Below are 19,239 nucleotides of genomic sequence, written 5' to 3'. Positions count from 1 at the left end.
TGTTCCACGGGGTATAGCTAGCCGTGATGTGGACGCCGATCGAAACCCCTTGCAACTAGAATCGCTAGGGCCAGCATTACCAACAGGCAACCAGCCATTACGAGGCCCAGTCCCTGAACCGTACGCACGAGTCCCCACGGCGCTAGGGTGAGGAATGTCAGTGGTGCGGCGGCGTACAACACCGCGAACCCCAGAAGCGTCCCTTGTCTCTCCGCGACAATGAAGAGGTTGGACAGAGGAGACGTGAATGTGAGCATGAAGATCCAAGGAATGAGGGCCTGTGCGAGTAGCCCCGATTGCATCCACTCCCGTCCGAACAGGAAGGGAAGGAACCAGGGGGCCGCGAAGTAGAGAATCGTGAACGCAGGGAGGCTGACGAACCCTATCCGAATTAGTACTGAGCGAACCAGCTTCGTCATTTCCCCTGGTACCGTAACGGACATCTTCTGGAGGAAGACTTGAGAGATTGCGCCGCTGATAAGGCCCGCCGGAGCCCCCGTAACTCTATAGGCCATTGAGTACTGCCCAAGTCCGGCAACGGCAATGTTTCCGATAAGGACATTGATTCCAGCAGTTCGAACGGAATCAAGAATTGCATTAGGTCCGTTCAGTAACGGCATCTTCTTATACCGTCGGGCCATATCCAGCGTCGACGGCGCTCCATCGTGGATAGGGCTTCGCAGGTCCGGGACCCTACTGTTCACGAGGATGAGGGTAAGGATCTGCCCGAGGATTAGACCCACAAGCAGTCCAAGAAAACTTCGGGTGAAGAGGGCTGCCAGCACCTGGAAAACGCCGGTGGAAACTGATCCGATGACGCGGTTGGAAGCTATTACGCCGAACCGAGTCTTGCGGGTTAGCCAGAATTGGCGGTTGGCGATCTGAGCAGTTGTATAGACAACCAGACCACTTGCCACCAAGGAGTACGCGAGAAGCTGGCTACTGTACTTTGCTGCCACCAAACCGCTAGCTGCAAGGAGGACCAGCGAGAAGAGCAGAGACATCACAAGGACTGACCGAGAAGCCAGCTTTTGCACGACCCGACCCTCGAGGTCAGTCTTTGGAAGTACTATCGCCATGTCGTAGCGCAGGGAAGCAATCGTGACTCCCACGGCCACCACCGATTGGATGATGGCGAAGAAGCCAAACTGCTCGGGACCATAAAGCCGCGCGAGCGGGATCGTCATCGCTAAGGTTACGACCTGGGCGATAGTAGTACCGGAGAGTAGGGTGGCCACTCGGCGTAGCATCACTCCGGAACCTGCGAAGCGCTTAATAAAGGATCGTATGTGGTCCAAGACCCGTCCTTACTGAATCGTTAGTGAATGCTACGGGAGGCATGAGGATTTGCACGGTGTCAGCCGAGTTCTACTGCTTGTCCTGATCTTCCGCTTTCGAGGATGGCTTCGGTGACTTTGAGTGCTTGGAGGCCTTGTTCCATGGTGACGTGGTTGGCTGCTTCACCGTTGATGGCGTCACGGAAGTTGGCTTGTTCCACGGCTAGGGGTTCACGCTTTTGTAGGGCGTAACGTGTCACTTGGCCCTCAGAGACACCGCGGAAGGCAGCGATCTGGTCCCACTCGACAGGGAAGGACCCATTCTCGTAGAACGTCAGGTCTCCCAGGGCGGTATCCGCGACCAGGGCGCCGTGTTCACCTGTTACCACGGTGAGGCGTTCCTTGAAGGGGGTCAACCAGTTCACCAGGTTAGAGACCAGTACCCCGTTTTGGAAGCGGCCTGACACGGTAACCATGTCCTCATGCTCACGGCCGGAGCGGTGCGCGGTTTGAGCGAACACCAACTCATAGGGTGACCCGGCAATCCAGGCGGCTAAATCAACATCATGAGTGGCCAGGTCCTTAACGACACCGACGTCACTGATGCGCGCCGGGTAGGGGGACTGCCTGCGGGTGACGACCTGGTAGACCTCACCTAACTGGCCCTCAGCAATACGCCTGCGCATATCCAGTAGGGCCGGGTTACAACGCTCCACATACCCCACCGCACCAACTAGGCCCGCCTCATCAAAAGCCTTCGCGATACGTTCCCCTGATTCCACACTGCCAGAGAGGGGTTTTTCAATCATGGTGTGAACGCCAGCAGCCGCCAACTTCAAGGCCGCATCCTCGTGATACACGGTTGGGACCGCCACAATGGCTGCATCCAGACCCTCTTCAATGAGGGACTCCACGTCCGGTAGCACCGTCAACCCACCAGCGACACCGAACCTGTCACCGGAAGGGTCGGCCACTGCCACTAGTTCAAACCCGTCCAGGGCGCGGGCGTTACGCACATGGTGACGCCCCATGGAACCAATCCCCAACACACCAACCCGCAACGGGGCCTGCTTTACGGTTTCACTCATTGGTTATGCTCCAGCCTTCGCAGTCTCATTCACAGCCGTGACGATCCGCTCCAAATCAGCCTGCGACAAGGAGGGATGCACCGGTAGGGAAATACACTCCTTGGCAACCTGCTCAGTTACCGGCAGATCCAAACCGGGAGCATACTTCTCCAAAGACGGCAAGCGATGATTCGGGATTGGATAATACACACCCGAACCCACGTTGTACTCATTACGTAGGGTCTCAACAAACGCGTCACGACCCTCAGGAACACGAATCGTGTACTGGTGATACACATGCACCGCACCATCAGCCACCGGAGGAACAATCACGCCCTGAAGGTTTTCCGACAAGAACTTAGCGTTATCCTGACGCTGCTTGGTCCAACCCCCAACCTTACCGAGCTGGACGCGACCAATCGCCGCATGAATATCCGTCATGCGATTATTCAAACCAACCAACTCATTGGCGTACTGCTTCGCCATCCCCTGATTACGCAAAATACGGGCCCGACGCGCTACCTCTTCACTACCGGTAGTGATCATGCCCCCCTCACCCGACGTCATATTCTTCGTCGGATACAAGGAAAACGCTGCCGCTAAACCAAACGTGCCCACCTTACGACCATGCAAAGACGCATTATGCGCCTGGGCGGCATCCTCAAACAAAGCAATCCCATGCTTATCAGCAATCGCCTCAAACTCACCCATGGCAGCCGGGTGACCATACAAATGCACCGGCATAATCGCCTTCGTACGCTCCGTAATCGCCGCCTCAGCAGCCGAGGGATCCATACAGAAATAGTCTTCCTCAATATCAACAAACACCGGAGTCGCACCAGTGATCGCCACCGAGTTCGCCGTCGCCGCAAACGTAAACGACGGAACAATCACCTCATCACCGGGACCAACACCCGACGCAAGAAGCGCCAAATGCAAGGCAGAAGTACCCGAATTCACCGCAACAGCAAACACCCCATCAACCAGCGCCTCCGAGAATTCCTCCTCAAAAGCAGCCACCTGCGGACCCTGCGCCACCATGCCCGAGCGCAAAACAGCCGAAACAGCCTCAACCTCATCCTCACCAATAATCGGCTTAGCAGGTGGAATAAAATCTAGGACACTAGGCTCATTACTCATGTTGTCTCTTTTCGCGTTGTTACTAGAGGTTGTGAAGTTCGGTTAATGGTGGGTTACTCGCCGATGACTAGGCGGGGTGTGCCGTGCCAGTTGTCAGGGTTGGTGACACGTCGGCCGTCGAATAGAAGCTTGATGCCGGGGAAGTCTTCGGCAGCGAGTTCCTTATAGTCCTTGTGGTCCGCTTGGACGATGACCGCGGTCGTTGGCTCGCCAAGTGCGTACGCATCCCATCCGAAGCGGGCCAACTCGTCTGCCGAGTACATGGGGTCGTGAACCTTCACGTTGGCGCCCTTGCTGCGGAGTTGGTTGACTGTCTCGAAGACTCCGGAGAAGGCCGTTTCCTTCACGCCGCCGCGGTAGGAAGCGCCGAGAACCACGACGTCAACGTCCTCGAGCGAACCGAGAACGCCCTCGACCCTATCGACAACGTATGCCGGCATACCCGCGTTGAACTGGCGGGCGGTACGGACCACAGAAGCATCAGGGTCGGTCGAGAGGTACAGACGTGGGTAGACGGGGATGCAGTGACCGCCAACAGCGATGCCGGGGCGGTGAATGTGACTGTAGGGCTGGGAGTTGCAGGCGTCGATCACCTTGTTGATGTCGATGCCTTCCTTGTCGGCGTAGACGGCGAACTGATTGGCTAGGCCGATGTTGACGTCGCGGTAGGTGGTCTCGGCTAACTTGGTCATCTCCGCGGCCTCGGCATTGCCCATGTCCCAGACGCCGTTCTTGCGGGGAAGGTCGGGGCGGTCGTCGAACTGGAGGACGTCCTCGTAGAACTCGATTCCTTTGGCAGTGCCAGCGGGGGAGAGGCCACCGACCAGCTTGGGGTACTTGCGGAGGTCCTCGAAGACGCGGCCCGTCAAGACACGTTCGGGGGAGAAGATGAGGTGGAAATCGTCGCCTTCAGTAAGTCCGGAGATCTGTTCGATCATGGGCTTCCAGCGGTTGCGGGTGGTGCCGACTGGGAGAGTGGTTTCGTAGGAGACCAGGGTGCCCGGGGTGAGGTGTTCGGACAGCGAGCGGGTGGCTTGGTCCATCCAGGCGAAGTCGGGGTCCCAGGTCTCGTCGTTCACGAAGAGGGGGACGACGATGACGATGGTGTCGGCGCCGGGGATGGCGGCGGCGTAGTCGGTGGTGGCAGTCAGGGAGCCGGTGGGGACGAGTTGGGAGAGCTTGTCCTGGAGGTGGGCTTCGCCGGGGAAGGGCTCTTCGCCCTTGTTGATGAGGTCGACGGTGGCCTGGTTGACGTCCACACCGGTGACGTGGTGGCCGGCGTCTGCGAACTGGACCGCCAAGGGGAGGCCGATCTTGCCCATGCCGATTACTGCTATTTCCACGCTTTTCCTCCGGGGGCCGGTTGCTGGTGGCATAACGGGTGCCTGGTAGTTAGCTTATGGCGGTTAGGGGCGTGGGTCTTGGGGCTGGGGGTGTGGGGTTGGGTACAGGGTGTTGTAGCCATTGGCATCGCATGGTTGGCTCCCAGCTCTAAGGCGCGTCGAGATAGGGTGGTCCGCGATCACCAACGACTCCTAGGGCGGGAAATCGAATCGGGAGACGGACCTACGAGTTCTGGTCACGGATTAAACACACGCATCGAGCGCAGCGGGGTGAGCTGGGATCGTAGCGCAAGTGATGTGTCAAAAGGAGTGACCCGGGCTGGAGCTTTCACCGCTCGTGTCCGGGGCCGGCTTACACAATCACCGAGTACCCGGCTGTGAATCAACCGGAAGAGGCACGGCGAGTAGGTACCATGGGGATATGGGAAGTATCTGGGGTCTCTATGAGTGGGACGATGATGATCTTACGCCCGGGCGCAAGAGAGAAGGTGGGCTCCATCAGAACCTATTTGATGAAGACGGCCGCTTGAAAGGAAGTGCGCGGTTCATTCCTGCCAAAGAGCCAGAGCTGAGGACGGTGCCTATCACGGACAACGTCACGGAGAACGTTTATGTGCCGGCTGAGGAGCGGCGCCTGTCGCCAGAACAGCAGGAGCTCGCTGAGGTTGTCAGCGCGGTACTGGTCGTGTTCCTTCAGGAAGGGATCGAGCGGGCAAAGCCGCATGTCAAAAGGTGGTGGGCCGACTCTGTGCGCCCGTTCGTGGAAGAACAGCATGCACGGCTGGGTCAGTTACGGTCAGGAAGAGTGTCTAAGGGGGACAGACTAATCCTCGAGATACGAACTTTGAGGGAGGAGATTGAGCAGCTGAGCAAAAGGCCCAAAGACTCAGCACCAGAGGCGACTGTAGCTGTGTCCCGACCCAAGATGTCAGCAGCCGAAGCTGAAGCCCGCTACCTCGCAGCCATGGCCGCACAGGCATTCAGTGAGGAACAAATCAGGATGGTTCGAAACGCGGATATCATCGGCGTGAACGACGTTTCTGAAATCGAGATGCGGATTGCTGAGTTGCCACCCAATGAGGTGCACGAGCTGCTCTCCGGAATGGTAACCGATCCATCGAAGCTCGGGGAAGAGACGTTAGCCAATTTGGCTAGTGTCCTTCCACGAGCAGATGGACCCGCTCAAATAGAACCCAAACGACTTTCTCGAAAGCCCGACTGAACGTTGCGGTCCGTATCGGCGGGAGTCGCCCTTCGGTGCAGGCAGGGCCCAAGGTTTTTTTGGTGCCCCACATCGAAGAAGTCCGCGAGACCACAGAAACGCGGGCTGGGCTACCTCAGTCGGGTCTAAGTTTTCGGCCATAGTTCGCTGGACCAGGTCCGGCGCAACGACGATCTCAAGCGAAGACTGTTGAACTGTCTTGTTCGTTGTTCTCTACGCCATATGCGCCAACACTGCGAGAGGCATTAATCATGCGTTCCGTCACCGCCTACGAAGCGTCAGAAAGACGGGCCATGCCTAATAGTTCCCTGCTTAGTCTCAGTTCCGTTGACCAACCTGGCGGTGCTCTCACAGCAGAGTGATGCGGGTAGAGGTGCCTTGAACCTTGGTTTTGCTGCGCGTTTTCCGGCGTCGGAGACTAGAACGCGAAATCCCTTCGGAGGTATTGCGACATGTCGATTGGGGGTTGCTCGGCTTGTAAGAGCACCTGGTATAGCAAGATGTACCAAAGCATGAGTGCGTTGTCAGTGTTGTAGATCCCGAGCAAGTTTGACGGTGTGGGGGTGGGTGTGTATCGATCCGCAGCCTGATCTGCACTGAGTAGCACGCCCTTGTTGAGAAGGCACGCCATGTCGACACGCTGGTCTACTGGATCCAGAATGGTTGATTCCCCCAGCGCGCTACCAAAGCTCTCTAGGTTTTCAACTTCAAAGGCGAATAGGGAATAGACGGTGGGGAAGTGTGGAAAGGACTGTCCGTATAGGTTGAAGACCGCGGTGAGACTCTGAGGAAGATATGCATAGCGTTTCAGCTTCTTCACCGATTGCATGTTTGCAAGGATGGAAGGTACATCGCTAACGGTCACACGGGTCTTAACCTCGACCGCCGCGATAACCCCTCGATCGGTAACACCTGGGTAGTCTTGTCCGCCGATGTGTAGATTATGGGGGCGCGTGAAGCGTCATAGAGGATGATGTCTATTTGCTTGCTCGAATTGCCTTGAGTATCGATGATTTGGCCGGACGTGATGCCGATGGAGTCGGGAAGATGCTCTCTCAGGAGCCTGGTTACGGCTTCCTCGTTTGCCGTTCCCTTGCTACCTGCGTGGGTCAGGCCAGCCCGCGCTTGGGCGAGCTCAGACAGTAGTTGGTTTTGAACTTCGTGCCAAAGGTTCGCAAGGTCCATTCAGACATTCTACTTGGCGAAGAGAGCCCGATTGGCGAGTTGCGATCCGCCCTCGAACAAATGTGTGTGAGCACGTGCAAAACGTGTCCGCCGCCTAGCGAAGGCGTGTGCCCGCAGGCACCCGAGCCCACTTGTGGCTACTTGTCATGCACTGCACGTACAGAACCTAATATGTCATCGTGAGTGGATATTCCCCTTCGCAGACCCATTTTCGGCCAGGTATTCACGGGTTGCGGGCGAAAGCTGTGGTCGCGGTGCACTACATGCTTTTGTTGATGAGCTGGTCTGGAAGTTCGGAGTAACAGTGGCGCCGTGGAGGTCGAACGCCCCGTTCATCCTCGACGTTGTTAGTAGCCGAAGCTAGCCCACGGCGGGCGGGGGATCTAGCACATTACACAGTGGCCGCTCCTATTGCCACACAACTGTTGCCGCAGGGCGTGAGAGGACATCCTATGCTGGAATCATCGTCGCCTGACAAGTGCCAAACGCCGGGCGAGTTTGACCTCGAGGAAGCCCTGAGAGCTCTGCCATTCAAGGGGTCTAGGCGTCTGACGTATTGAGAGATGAGCATGTTGCCTGATGATTACGAGTTTAAGGATGTATTGCACGCCTCGAACATGTCGCGGGTTTGTCTCGTCGACAAGGGGGGAGTGGACTATGTTGCCAAAATACCTCCACTTGACAGCGATCATGCTCTCAAGCGGTTCGCACATGAGGTAGAGACTCTAAAGAAGGCTGCTGGGCGGCACACCATCCCTGTTATCGATCACGCAGACGACTACTCCTGGTACATCATGCCTGTAGCGACCTCCGATCTCTCTCAAGTTACGCGTCCCACCACGTTGGAGATGGCACTGGAGGTGCTGGACGCGATCACATACTCACTCGCGGACCTCCATGCTGACGGAGAGGTCCACCGAGACCTTAAGCCGCAGAATATCCTCCGACTGAGCGATGCCGAGGGTGATCGTTGGGTTGTTGCAGATTTTGGGATAGCTAGAAAACCAGTGGGCATGACTACCTCTGACTTGACTCGAACAGGTTTCTTTCTGGGAACCGAGGGGTGGGCGGCGCCAGAGCAGAGGGGCGACGCGCACCGTGTGACTCCTGCAGCGGACGTCTACTCGGCCGCACTGATTCTCGGATGGCTGCTGTCTGGTAGAGATATAGCAAGTCTCAGCCGCGAAGCGATCTACACGCTCCGGATTGGTGATGCCCTTGCGCGCGCGACGACGGAGCGGCCTGATCGGAGATACCAATCACTTGAGGAGTTCGCTCGGGCATGTCGAGACCAACTCGCTGCGGGCAAGTCCAGTATTGGATCCTTGGTTGCCGAGGGTCGCTATAAGGAAGTGGTCGCGGCATCTCTGCACCCGGCGGTTCGAAAGGAGAGCGATCTAAGGACTCTCGCCCAGCTTTTACCTCAGCAAGTGAAGGCATGGTGGAACGCGGACCCACAGGGGATAGTGGACTCACTTACAGTTGCCATTGAAGGCCTAGTTGATGATCACAACAATGTTTCCTTCGCAGGAATCGTAGATCCAATTCTGATCGTTTCTATTGAGGTGCTGGGGCGTCTCCTCAGAGCTAGGGACAAAGGTGCTCATGCGTTTGCGGTCTCTGTCTTTGGAGGAATCGCCGATATTCACCAGTTTGCTCCTGCTCGGGAGGCGCTTGAGCTCCTTGACACGCTGAGCCATGACGACCAGACCACGATGCGGGGTGCGATACACGAGGCTGGGGCATGGGAGTTCCTTTCCGAGATGGCTGGTTACCGCTTCCCCTCCAAACGAAGAACGGCGCTGGTGCAAGACCTAGCCGGCTCGTAGGGTTTCTTGGCTCAAGTGAGGTTGGTGGGTGTTGCAGTTGTTCCTCACGTGGTGTCCGAACCGAACACGCTGCCCGAAGTCTCCTGGATTGCGCGTGACTGGGGGCTTGGGCGCCCTCGTCGTGTTGCAGAAGATAAGATGGATTGTTTGTAAGTGGGTTCTTCTCAACCGACTGGGCGTTTCACATTGGCTTCATCACTTCAGGGGGACGGCAACGCCGAAGCCTACGACCGGGCTGCACAGCGGGCATCAGTACTGCGCGTGAACGGGGTCGTGCGCTCTCTGCTAGCCAAGGAAGGCTCGAACCCTCTGGAGGCGTGGCTGTCGTCGGTGGCGGTTTTCGTAACTCGGCACCGTCCCGACATCGCGGATTCCCTAACTGGTGTGCTGTGTGCGGAGCCCGACGGTGATGATTTACTCGATGGTCTCTCTATAGGGGAGATCGGTGTCTGCTACGAGGCGCTACGAGCCCAGATCGATCCGGCATCTAGGCGGGCATCGGGGCAGTTCTTTACTCCGGATGATGCATCGCGGTTCATGGCTGCCCAATCTTCAAATTTCCCGCGGGGCGTATGGATGGATCCTTGCTGTGGCATTGGGAATCTTGCCTGGCATCTAGCGGACGCCCAAGAGGATCCTTCTGAGTTCACCCGGAGTCGGCTGGTTCTCATGGATCTGGATGTCGTAGCAGTTCGGTCTGCTGTCGCACTAATAGCTGCTAATTTCTTGGCGCCCGGTGATTCTGACGGGGTGTGCAGACTTGCTGGTAGAGCGGTTGTTGGAGACTTTCTTACCAAGGTCGATCTGCCTATGGTCGACTTTGCGATTGCTAATCCTCCGTATGCGCGTGCTTCTGCACCCGAAGGTTACGAGACTGCAGATTGCAAGGACATGTTCGCCTTCTTCATTGAGCGGATCGCTGAGTGCACAAAAGGGTTTATCGCGGTCACTCCCGCGTCGTACTTGTCTGCGCCCAAGTTCGAGTCACTCAGGCGTGTACTCGATAGAGACTGCAGTGGTGGGGACATTTACGCTTTTGATAATGTCCCAGACACACTTTTTCGCGGGTTTAAGTTCGGGTCAACAAACTCGTCGAAAACGAACTTCGTGCGCGCTGCAATCATGGTTTGCCTTCCGGAAAGTGGTGAGTGGAGGGTAACTCCAATCATCAGATGGCAGAGGGGGTCCCGTCAGACGATGTTCGAGAGATGCTCAGAACTCCTGTTACCTCGCAGAGTCGGTCCGAATGGCGAGTGGGTCAAGATTGCTCCTCAGATGCTTGCAGCCTGGGAAGAACTCGGGAAGGTGAGCAACCACCTGAGCGACTTGGTTGCCAAGGAAGATACGGAGTTTCGTCTGGAAGTGCCCCTGACACCGAGGTACTACGTTTCTGCTACCTATATGGAGTTGGTGAGAAGCTCCAAAGTGATCTTGAACTTTCGTACTTCGCGTGACCGGGATCTAGCGGCCCTAGTACTCAACTCGAGCATTCCGTATTTTTGGTGGCGCGCCTTAGACGGTGGAATCTCTTTGCCGAGACGCGTGCTGTTCTCCGTTCCCATACCGGACCATGCGGAACCAACTGCCGACCTCGTCGGACGACTAAGGGACTCGGAACGCGAGAACGTCGTGGTGAAGATGAACGCGGGGCGTGCAAATGAGAACGTCAGGCACCCGCGCGAACTCGTGCAGGCACTGAACGAGGCGCTGATGCCCAGCGGCAGCCTTCGGGACCTAGATCTGATCTATGCCCCGGATATGTTCAGTGGCCACCACCTGCGCTAGTTGGAAGTGTGCTGAACTAGGCGAGACGCGGTAATTGCCGCTGAGTGGCCCTATGGCCTACGGCGTAAGAACGATTTTCAGCGCACTGCGAAGGGCCTGCATTCCCTCCAATGTGACAGTTGATCCACCACCGGATTCGGTTTCTCGCGAATCAAAGAGCTTCCTGTCGTACGGCATGCCAGCTTTGGTGACGATAGCCTCGCAGATCTCGGGCATGGAGCCTTGACGAACCCCAACGATTGTGGCTGCTGTTCTGAAAAACTCGCTCGGGATGCTGGAGCCCACTCCCAGGGACATTGGAGCGATGCCCAGAATACTGGTTAGCTGATTGAGTACTTGCTGCTTGGTCTCGTCGGTTGACATGAAGCCTCCAAAGCTCTGCGAAGTCGAAACGCTTTTATCTTAGTCCTTGGAAAGGTGGTTCGTGCGGGTCTCTTGGTGTTCGTCGATGTCAGTCGGAGCCTGTGCAGTCAGGTGTTGATGTCTAGGTCACCGCGTTTGCTGGCGCTAGCACGTTGATCTCGGAAGCAGGGGATCAGTGAGGAGATGCCCAGCAGGTGGATCTGAGCCAAAGCCGGGACGGCGCCGCGAAAAAGAGAGGCAAATAACCGGTAGAGGCGATGGGCGGCGTCATAGGTCCGACCATGTGTCCTCGAGGATTGCGCCCTAGCCGACCTGCTCGGCGCTCCGTCCGAGCGTGCCTCTACCAGGCATTCATTTGCGCAGCTTAACTGCTCCTGTGCTGAACCAATGCACTAGCGGAACCGCCAACATGACTGCTGCTTCGGCCTCGCTGTTCGTTGGCTTGCGGTAGCCATTTGCCCCGTGGCGGCTCGAGTGGCCTTGCCACAGAGTCACCATCATCTCAAGGATCATGTCAGGAAATGGTTGAGTCTCCACGTCGGCCAACAGGAGTGACCAGCCCCTTTGATCACGCATGGTGCGTATGGTTGTTCCTAGCGTTGCTTTCGAGTTCTTCGGCTCCACAAGCGGGATTGCTGCAGCCTCTACTGCCTTGATTGCCCTGCTGTAGGCCTCTTCAAGGTTGGGCGTCCGCCCAAAGGCTGCGTGCCATGCATCAGCGAGCAGGTCACCCGCACTCGCATGCTGTGCGATGACGGTATCTGCGGCGAGTTGCACGCCCGAAGGGACTCGACGCTCTAGTCCCCGTTGGCCATCGCGCACACCTACACGCCATTCGGAGCCACACAGTCTGAGAATCTTATCGAGATCGTCAGCTGCGGTGGGGTCGAAGAAATTCTTAAGGTTCTCGGTGAACGCAGATGTCGCGTACACAATAAAATCAAGATAACTGATAACGGTTTCTTCACTCATACGCGTGAGGAGACTCGCGAAGGAGTAGGTCGAATAAGTACTCAAGAGCGAAGCATTTCTTGCCGCAGCATCGAAAGCGGCCGCCAAGTCCCCTAGACCGTGCTGCGAGTACCAGTCGTTCAAGGGCCGGACCATCCACGGAGGTATGCCAGGTGCCAAGACGTCGTTGAAGTTCGCTGGTGCATCGATTGGTTTCCAAGTCATACCATCTCCTTGTTTAGCACCATGCTATTAGCGATGGGGTGTATCTGGCTTGAGACGGGGGAGCGGACTTCGACTGAATACGGAGTGCTCGTTGTGGCTCGTCGTAACGATCCTCTCTTACCGGTCGTTTGAGTTACGCCTTAAAGGACCGAGTCATAACCGGGTTCCGAGTTCGCGCATTCGTGGCAGAATGGCGGAAATGAGTCAAGAAGTTGAAGGGTAAGGTCAACAATGGGTCGAACGCCGGGTGCCAAGAACCGCAGTCCGCGAGAGCTACGAACCGAAGCAAAGCATCTCAATGAGAAGGCAAAGCTCAAAGAGCGCCTCGAGAAGGCGAAACGCGAGGGCAAGAAGAGAAAGTAGGGGCATGGACCGGTGCGACGTGCACCGACGCTACCTGCCTGGGACCAATACCTCTCTGTAGGAACGGGTGGAGAAAGAGTACCCGGGTAGATCTTCTGCCGGCCGATGACTGGCGGTCTGAGATCGGCTGACTGACACGATCTATACGCGCAATGCTGGGTTCGCAGAACTGGCATTCTGGTCCAATCGACTTGGATTTCGAGGCCGTTTCCCCACCTCGATGACAAAGGTCGGCACGCTATAACTCGACCAAAGTGCGCGTGCTTTTCTACAAGACCCAGGCAACGAGCCTCAAATGGGCCCAGACGGGAGCTCGATGGCCACCGTTCGCCTGGGTTCCCAGGGTTTTGCAACGCGTGGTTTGAAGAATACGTCTGGAGCGCGGATTACTCGTCACACATGGAGATTGGACGCCAATAAGCAACCTCCCTCGTCGAGGCAGATCAGAAGCCCGTAGAGTGCGTGACAAGTCAGCGTCTGTCAGCACCTCAGACCAATGCGCTTGCGGTAGCTCCTCAATGGTGCGTTGCTATCGAAATTGTCATCGCGAGTGAAATAGGGTCCTAGGTTTGAGAACGATGAGGTCCGGAGTCGCCCGGAGGAGTCAGCCCGGTACGTCCAAACCTGGCCATGATCTGGCCAAGGGCACGAGCTCAGGTCATCTGCTAGGGATATAGCTTCTCTTCATTCGCGGTGGGGTTGGCTCCGCGTCAAAACATGCGACGGGTGAGCAGCAGGGATAGGCTGGGCGTTGACACTGTTGTCACTCATTAAGAAGAACACAACACCAGTTCCTACGAACATTAGGTAGCAGCCTGGGAGTACCCGCGGAGAGGTGTGCGAGTTGCGCGACAATCTTCCAACAACCGCTGATATGAGAAGGATCGTTTGGTCCGACCATAGAAGAAAAAGGCCCATTCCAGAGTACGCGGAGATCTACTCAGACTTGAACGACAAGCTTGATGCTGCTCGAAACCGTCTGGTGCGAGCTCGCCCTGAGAAAGTCGTTCAGTACACACAGGAACTCTCAACCTACATGTCACTAAAAGAGCAGAGCGAGACTTGCGAGCTGGAACTACTATGCGACGCTGTTACCCAGCGAATCGTAACGGGAGACTGGGACACAAGACTACAATTCCACATTAATTCAGACCAACGCTTAATCACAGAGTTCAAATGTGCCGATCCAATAAACAAATACCTCGATCGGTATATTGCACTGCTTCTGAGACGATTCTTCCAAGTTCATATACCAAGCCGGGACCAGTGCATCCGAACCTCACGAGACTACTTCCACTCATTGACACCGCCTAGCCGACAGTTTCTCATTCGCACTGACATAAGTCAGTTCTTTTCCTCCATCAGCCACGAATACATCAAGATGAAGCTTCGGAAGCATTTGGGTGTCCCAACGTTCGTCATAGAGTATGTGGACGCGTTGCTAGCGAGCTACGAGAAAGCAGTTGGCACTGAGGGATACGGGATTCCGGCAGGGATCCCCATATCTGCAACTTTGGCAGAGATCACGCTCGAGAATCTTGATCTGTGGGCACGTGAGCACTCCCGCATCGGACTCTACGTTCGGTATGTCGACGATATTCTCATTTCATCCGACAGGCAATCTGGCGATGAGATTATGCGCCAAGTGCAGCGGCAACTTAAGGATGCAGGCCTCAAGCTATCATCGGATACCGAGCGGCATACCCAGATTCGGCATCCCAACGATCAACCAACTGAATTTGACTTCTTGGGCTACTCGTTCCATTTCAGCGATGGGAAAACCAAAATGGATAGATTAGATTTGAGTGGCTCTAAGGCAGACCGATACGAAGCAGCCTTGGGGCGCATCAAGTTGCGGGCCCTGTCCGGCGACACCTGCTGGGCCTCCGCATATGAAGTCGAGCTCTTCACTCGCCAAGTCGAGGTCTTGATGCTTCCTCATGAATATGTTTCAACCATGTCCTACTCACGAGTAGTCTCCGGACTTGCCTATAGTGCACGGTTCGTCGAAAAGGGTAACGGGACGAGGTTCTCGCAGCTCGTCGGAGGGAGCAGGGCCCTAGTGCAGGAGGTGCAAGGGAAACTTCTCGCCGATCTTGGGACCACACATCCCGCCCTCTGCAAGCATTGTCAGCAACCTGCTCAGTCTCGTAGGGCAGTCGATGCCCTCGTGGAAAATCTTCGATCGGCTGAGAGGGTGCTGGCGGCACAGCCGATTCCAGTCTCAGATGTTCCGCGATACCGTGAAATCAAGGAGTTGGTATGGAGCTCGTAAAATCCAAAGCCGTACCACTCAGGGCGCTGCTCACTGACTGTCTTCCATTTGAGATTCCGCTCGAAATGTCAACTCATTGGCTCTACAGATGGTTTGACCAACATCTCATCGGTGTCAATGAAGCGACTGTCTCAATTCGTATCGCAAGTACTCTTGATGCTTTGGTTGCAATCCTTGCAGATGCGAAGCCGCCGCAGGGTGACGACGCTGCCTCTTACCTGGAGCTCTCTGACAGAAATCCTAAGAGGTTTGAGTTCTCATTGGAAAACCTAAGATGGCATGCGCCTGCGCACATCAGGGTTCGTAGAGACCGCAACCGAACTCGTTCACTTGACATTCTTGCCATCGGATCCCAGTTGGCGCTTGCGCACCTTTACTTTAGGTACTCCGACGTCATTCTCTACACGCTAAGGGGCAATCAGAATTCCCTGAGAGTTCCTAGATCGCGGGCACCGGTTGGTCGAGCTCTGCGCATTCGGGAGCGGAGCGGCCACGCAACCGCTCGCACGGCGACAACGCGCACAACCACGCGGTACTTCACCTCGTATTTTAGGTATTACCGTTACTCGTTCATGGGGGAGTTCTTCGAATCGAACAAGTGGGCAGCGCTGGAATCCCGATGGCAGATTATGCGTCGAATGGATGTGTCCAACTGCTTCCCGTCGCTATATACGCACAGTATTCAATGGTTTGTGGGCAATGAGTACATGAGCAAGCTCCATTTGGGAAGTGGGCGTGGCGAGAGCACCCTTGGAAAATGCTTCGACATCGTCATGCAGAGTTCAAACTGGGGCGAGACCCATGGGATCCCCGTCGGGCCCGAGGCTTCAAGAGTGTTTGCAGAAGTTGTTCTTGGCCACGTCGACGTTGTGATCCGAAGGGCTTGCAATAAAGGGGAATTGCCTAGGCAGCATTATGAGTTCTTGAGATACATGGATGACTATTTTCTCTTCGCAGATGAAGAGCAAACATTGAGCACGGTGGAGAAGGCTATTGAAGAGTCGTTGAACGAACTGGGTCTAGTCGTCAATCCGAACAAGACCAAAGACTTCGAGACCCCATTTTCTGCCTCAGTGGCTCTGAACCGCGAGAATCTTAAGGAGTATCTCGCTAGCCAGTTGCCGAAGGAGGGCGAGTTTCCGAGGTCTGACGAGCGGAGCATGCGGATACGGCTCAAGGAAGTGCTGCTATCGGCGGATCCAAGCTTCGACCTAACGGGGAGTGGGCTGTCACAGGTTGAGCGAGCAGTCGGGAGCTTCCTTGACGGGCAAGTTCCGAAATGCACAAATTCCGATCAGTTGAAAGCTCTGCTAGATCACGTGTGGCCGTTCATAGAGAGCGCTTGTGCACAATATCTCGAGCGTCCATCCGTGCCAAATGCCACGAAAATTATCCGCATGATCCGACGCTACTATCTGGCCCCAGCATTGGTCCAAGAGGGCGCCCTTGACGTTGGCAGAGCGACACAGCAGGTCAGAGAGTATGCCCGGTTTACGGTTCGCAAAACCGTTAGCAGACTCGCACGTGTCCCGTACGCGGGTCCAGAGATATGTTACTTCCTCTCATTGGCCAACGCGTGCGACATCTCGCTCAACCGCGATCCATCAATCAGGAGAGAACTGCTGAAGCATCTCGACGGCGCGATGCATGCCCGAGGGGACCATTCAGGACTAATCCTGGCATTGAGCATGATGAAGCATGAAACCATGGTTGAGGCATCTGTGTCTCCTGATCTACTCGAGAAACTTGATGGTATCGGAGATACCCTGCTCGCCAGTGAGTACATACCAGGTCCGAAGATTGCATCACATAGTGCGCAGGAGCTCTACCTGCTAGCGGTCCTTTCATGTCCCTTCTTGGCTGTTGAAGAGAAGGAGAGTTTGCTATCAAAGCCTTGGGTCTTGGAGCTCATAGGGAAACAACTGCTTGGTGGTGACCAGTCTGATGGCAAGAGAAAGCCGATGATTCGCAAGTTGGCCTTAGAGGCAGAGAAGAGTCATTCTGTACTCGGATTCGAGTGGGGAGAGATTGATTTCGATACTGCAATGGTTGAAAAGCAACCACACTTTGTATACTGATTGTGCTTGCGCAAGTTCGTCTTGCGCGACGGTGGAGTTCCACCGTGGCTCACACAATGAAGTGACTTGGTGCGCTTAGCCTCGGATGCGGACGCATGTGAGGTATCCCCGCTGAGTCTTTGAGGAGTCGGGGACGGCTCAGGTGCACGAAGGTCAGCTCCGGCTCCTCAACACCATCCCTAAAGGGGTCTGGCTGAGCCAACTCAACCGCTATTCGACCTCCGCACCAAGAAGCAGAAGTAGGCTCAACCCGTAAATTTGGCGCATACCGAAGTGGTCTTGGTGGTGCTGAGCTACTGGGCTGGTGGGCAACGCGCCTTGGATCTAGTTGCCTACCCTGACGGTTACCGCGGCCGTTGTCTGGGTTCCTGTTTTCGGGGCCGTTGACCTGTTCTGTTGAACCATGAGGATGGCCTCAAGAAGATCGCAACGGCTGCCGCATCGAAGCATGGTGTTGAGGATACCGTGCCGGTGGCGGGCGAGCGCGACGATGGCGTAGCTTGACCGATTGCCCACGTTGCTTCTAGGTTGTCGGACGCGGTCAGACTCGATTGAGGTTCGAGACAGTCTGCTTGCAGGCACCCATGCCCACCGTTGGCCACCAGTCACGCCTATGTCCGCACAGGATCTAATATGTCTTCGTGAGTGGACATTCCCCTTCGCAGACCCGTTTTCGGCCAGATATTCAGGGGTTGCGTGCAATTGCTGTGGTGGCAGTGTTGCTGTATCACGCCCGCCTACCTTGGTTTCCCGGGGGCTATGTGGGTGTCGACATATTCTTTGTGATTTCGGGGTTCCTGATTACGTCACATTTGCTCGGGTCCATTGAGCGGTATGGGCGGGTGCCGTTTGCGGACTTCTATGCGAAGAGGGTGAGGCGGATTCTGCCGGCCTCGTTCTTCGTCCTCGTCGTTTCACTTCTGTTGGCGGCGGTTCTCTACCCGCCGTTGCTGATGGGGCAGGTGTGGCGAGGGGGAGCCGCAACGGCGCTGTATGTGGGCTCTTCACAATAGGGACTGTAGGTGGTGTTTGAATCCTCCGGTGTGGAGGAGGCTGCGGTGGATGTAGTTTTGGAGGTTTCGGAATCCTAGGGCTATGCCGCGGAGGTGTTCGAGGCGCCCGTTGATGGCTTCGGTTGGTCCGTTGGAGGAGTGGGGGTGGGTGAAGTAGGCCAGGATGTCATTGCGGCGCTTGTGTAGCGTTCGTGAGACGGTCCAGGTTTTGTTCCGTTGTTTATGCTAGGGCTTTTGCTCTGGCATGGGTGTTGTAGTGGTTTGTTTCGTATTCGGTTGGGGTCAGGTAGTCAAGGGCTTCGTGGAGGCGGTTGTGGTTCCACCAGTGCACCCATTTGAGGGTCTCGAACTCGACCTCGGTGACGCTGGGCCATGCAGGCCTGGCGAAGATGAGCTCGGCCTTGTAAAGACCGTTGACGGTCTCGGCTAAGGCATTATCGTAAGCATCCCCGCGTGACCCAACTGAGGGGGTTATTCCGGCTTCCTCCAAACGTTCAGAATAACGAATCGACACGTATTGGCTGCCTCTGTCGCTGTGATGGACTAGGCCTTGAAGGGCTTGGTCTTTAGCAGCAATCAACGCATGTTCCAACGCCTCCAAGGGGAGGTCTTCGGTTCGCATCGTTGACCTGGTTGACCAGCCTACGATCTTGCGGGAGAACACGTCGGTGACGAATGCGGTGTAACAGAACCCAGACGTGGTTCTCACATAGGTAATGTCGGCCACCCATAGCTGGTTAGGAGCAGTGGCATCAAAGTTACGGTCCACTAGATCAGGGCGTTCATCAACAGTCCTAGAAGGGCAGGTGGTTACGGGTTTGCGGCCCCTGCGGATTCCGTGAAGGCCGGCTTGGCGCATAAGTCTGGCGGTTTGTTCCCGACCGATCTCCCACCCATCACGTACCATGGCTTTCCACATTTTGCGTTTGCCGTACACCCCGTAGTTACGGGCATGAACTTCACACAACACTGGAATCAACTGGCGATCGCGTACTTCACGGTCGCTGATGGGACGGGTCTTAGCGGCACGGTAACCCCTGGAAGTGATGAACCCACCCTCTGTAGCACCTAAAGTGCGACAGATCGGCTCGACCCCGAAACGATCTTTATACATATCGATGTA

General features: G+C 56.0%; 16 protein-coding genes and 1 pseudogene. 7 read left to right on the top strand and 10 right to left on the bottom strand.

Annotated elements, in window-relative coordinates; translation table 11 throughout:
* Positions 1 to 17: 17 nt before the first annotated feature.
* The 4 genes from IDL90_RS10995 to IDL90_RS10980 form a co-directional block, all read right to left on the bottom strand.
* The gene (locus tag IDL90_RS10995; RefSeq protein ID WP_187995457.1) at positions 18 to 1,238 is read right to left on the bottom strand and encodes an oligosaccharide flippase family protein; all 1,221 of its coding nucleotides are present in this window, start codon (positions 1,236 to 1,238) and stop codon (positions 18 to 20) included.
* A gap of 119 nt (positions 1,239 to 1,357) precedes the next feature.
* Positions 1,358 to 2,365, bottom strand: a complete 1,008-nt coding sequence (locus IDL90_RS10990; protein ID WP_187995455.1) for a Gfo/Idh/MocA family protein — start codon at positions 2,363 to 2,365, stop codon at positions 1,358 to 1,360.
* Between the two features lie 3 nt (positions 2,366 to 2,368).
* Positions 2,369 to 3,484: a DegT/DnrJ/EryC1/StrS aminotransferase family protein gene (locus IDL90_RS10985; RefSeq protein ID WP_187995453.1), complete on the bottom strand. Its 1,116-nt coding sequence runs from the start codon at positions 3,482 to 3,484 to the stop codon at positions 2,369 to 2,371.
* Positions 3,485 to 3,537: 53 nt separating this feature from the next.
* The gene (locus IDL90_RS10980) at positions 3,538 to 4,827 is read right to left on the bottom strand and encodes a nucleotide sugar dehydrogenase (RefSeq protein ID WP_187995451.1); all 1,290 of its coding nucleotides are present in this window, start codon (positions 4,825 to 4,827) and stop codon (positions 3,538 to 3,540) included.
* Positions 4,828 to 5,248: 421 nt separating this feature from the next.
* Between IDL90_RS10980 and IDL90_RS10975 the strand changes: the two genes are divergently transcribed.
* Positions 5,249 to 6,049, top strand: coding sequence for a hypothetical protein (locus IDL90_RS10975; protein WP_187995449.1), 801 nt, complete (start codon positions 5,249 to 5,251; stop codon positions 6,047 to 6,049).
* 418 nt (positions 6,050 to 6,467) lie between these two features.
* Here the strand turns inward: IDL90_RS10975 and IDL90_RS10970 are convergent, their stop codons facing one another.
* On the bottom strand, positions 6,468 to 6,869 hold the full coding sequence (locus IDL90_RS10970) for a hypothetical protein (RefSeq protein WP_187995447.1): 402 nt from the start codon (positions 6,867 to 6,869) through the stop codon (positions 6,468 to 6,470).
* A gap of 41 nt (positions 6,870 to 6,910) precedes the next feature.
* The gene (locus IDL90_RS10965; protein ID WP_187995445.1) at positions 6,911 to 7,234 is read right to left on the bottom strand and encodes a DUF6602 domain-containing protein; all 324 of its coding nucleotides are present in this window, start codon (positions 7,232 to 7,234) and stop codon (positions 6,911 to 6,913) included.
* A gap of 563 nt (positions 7,235 to 7,797) precedes the next feature.
* On the opposite strand from IDL90_RS10965, the gene IDL90_RS10960 reads away from it, so the two are divergent.
* The gene (locus IDL90_RS10960) at positions 7,798 to 9,063 is read left to right on the top strand and encodes a protein kinase domain-containing protein (protein ID WP_187995442.1); all 1,266 of its coding nucleotides are present in this window, start codon (positions 7,798 to 7,800) and stop codon (positions 9,061 to 9,063) included.
* A 186-nt stretch (positions 9,064 to 9,249) separates the two neighbouring features.
* Positions 9,250 to 10,848, top strand: coding sequence for an N-6 DNA methylase (locus IDL90_RS10955; RefSeq protein WP_187995440.1), 1,599 nt, complete (start codon positions 9,250 to 9,252; stop codon positions 10,846 to 10,848).
* Between the two features lie 57 nt (positions 10,849 to 10,905).
* Here the strand turns inward: IDL90_RS10955 and IDL90_RS10950 are convergent, their stop codons facing one another.
* Both IDL90_RS10950 and IDL90_RS10945 read right to left on the bottom strand, forming a co-directional pair.
* Positions 10,906 to 11,211, bottom strand: a complete 306-nt coding sequence (locus IDL90_RS10950) for a hypothetical protein (RefSeq protein ID WP_187995438.1) — start codon at positions 11,209 to 11,211, stop codon at positions 10,906 to 10,908.
* 351 nt (positions 11,212 to 11,562) lie between these two features.
* Complete coding sequence (locus IDL90_RS10945; RefSeq protein WP_187995436.1) at positions 11,563 to 12,387, bottom strand: hypothetical protein; 825 nt, start codon at positions 12,385 to 12,387, stop codon at positions 11,563 to 11,565.
* A gap of 231 nt (positions 12,388 to 12,618) precedes the next feature.
* On the opposite strand from IDL90_RS10945, the gene IDL90_RS11615 reads away from it, so the two are divergent.
* The 4 genes from IDL90_RS11615 (at position 12,619) to IDL90_RS10930 (ending at position 18,116) form a co-directional block, all read left to right on the top strand.
* A complete protein-coding gene (locus tag IDL90_RS11615; protein WP_262509171.1) occupies positions 12,619 to 12,750 on the top strand; it encodes a hypothetical protein in 132 nt (43 codons plus the stop codon).
* An 874-nt stretch (positions 12,751 to 13,624) separates the two neighbouring features.
* Entirely contained in the window at positions 13,625 to 15,025 is a 1,401-nt protein-coding gene (locus IDL90_RS10940; protein WP_316930327.1) for a reverse transcriptase domain-containing protein, read from the top strand.
* Complete coding sequence (locus tag IDL90_RS10935) at positions 15,013 to 17,103, top strand: RNA-directed DNA polymerase (RefSeq protein ID WP_187995432.1); 2,091 nt, start codon at positions 15,013 to 15,015, stop codon at positions 17,101 to 17,103. The genes IDL90_RS10940 and IDL90_RS10935 overlap by 13 nt, the downstream gene beginning before the upstream one ends.
* 641 nt (positions 17,104 to 17,744) lie before the next feature.
* Positions 17,745 to 18,116, top strand: coding sequence for an acyltransferase (locus IDL90_RS10930; protein ID WP_223175322.1), 372 nt, complete (start codon positions 17,745 to 17,747; stop codon positions 18,114 to 18,116).
* On the opposite strand, the pseudogene IDL90_RS10925 reads toward IDL90_RS10930, so the two are convergent.
* Positions 18,108 to 18,314: pseudogene (locus IDL90_RS10925) on the bottom strand (transposase); the annotation flags it as partial. The gene IDL90_RS10930 and the pseudogene IDL90_RS10925 overlap by 9 nt on opposite strands.
* 22 nt (positions 18,315 to 18,336) lie before the next feature.
* Positions 18,337 to 19,239, bottom strand: a 903-nt coding sequence (locus tag IDL90_RS10920; RefSeq protein ID WP_187995430.1) for an IS3 family transposase, incomplete at its 5' end; no start/stop codon positions are given.

Origin of the sequence: Schaalia sp. JY-X159 (assembly GCF_014525425.1) — a bacterium.
In the GTDB taxonomy this organism is placed as follows: Bacteria; Actinomycetota; Actinomycetes; order Actinomycetales; family Actinomycetaceae; genus Scrofimicrobium.
The sequence above is the reverse complement of the archived record's forward strand: the minus strand, read 5'-3'. Positions and strand labels throughout refer to the sequence as shown.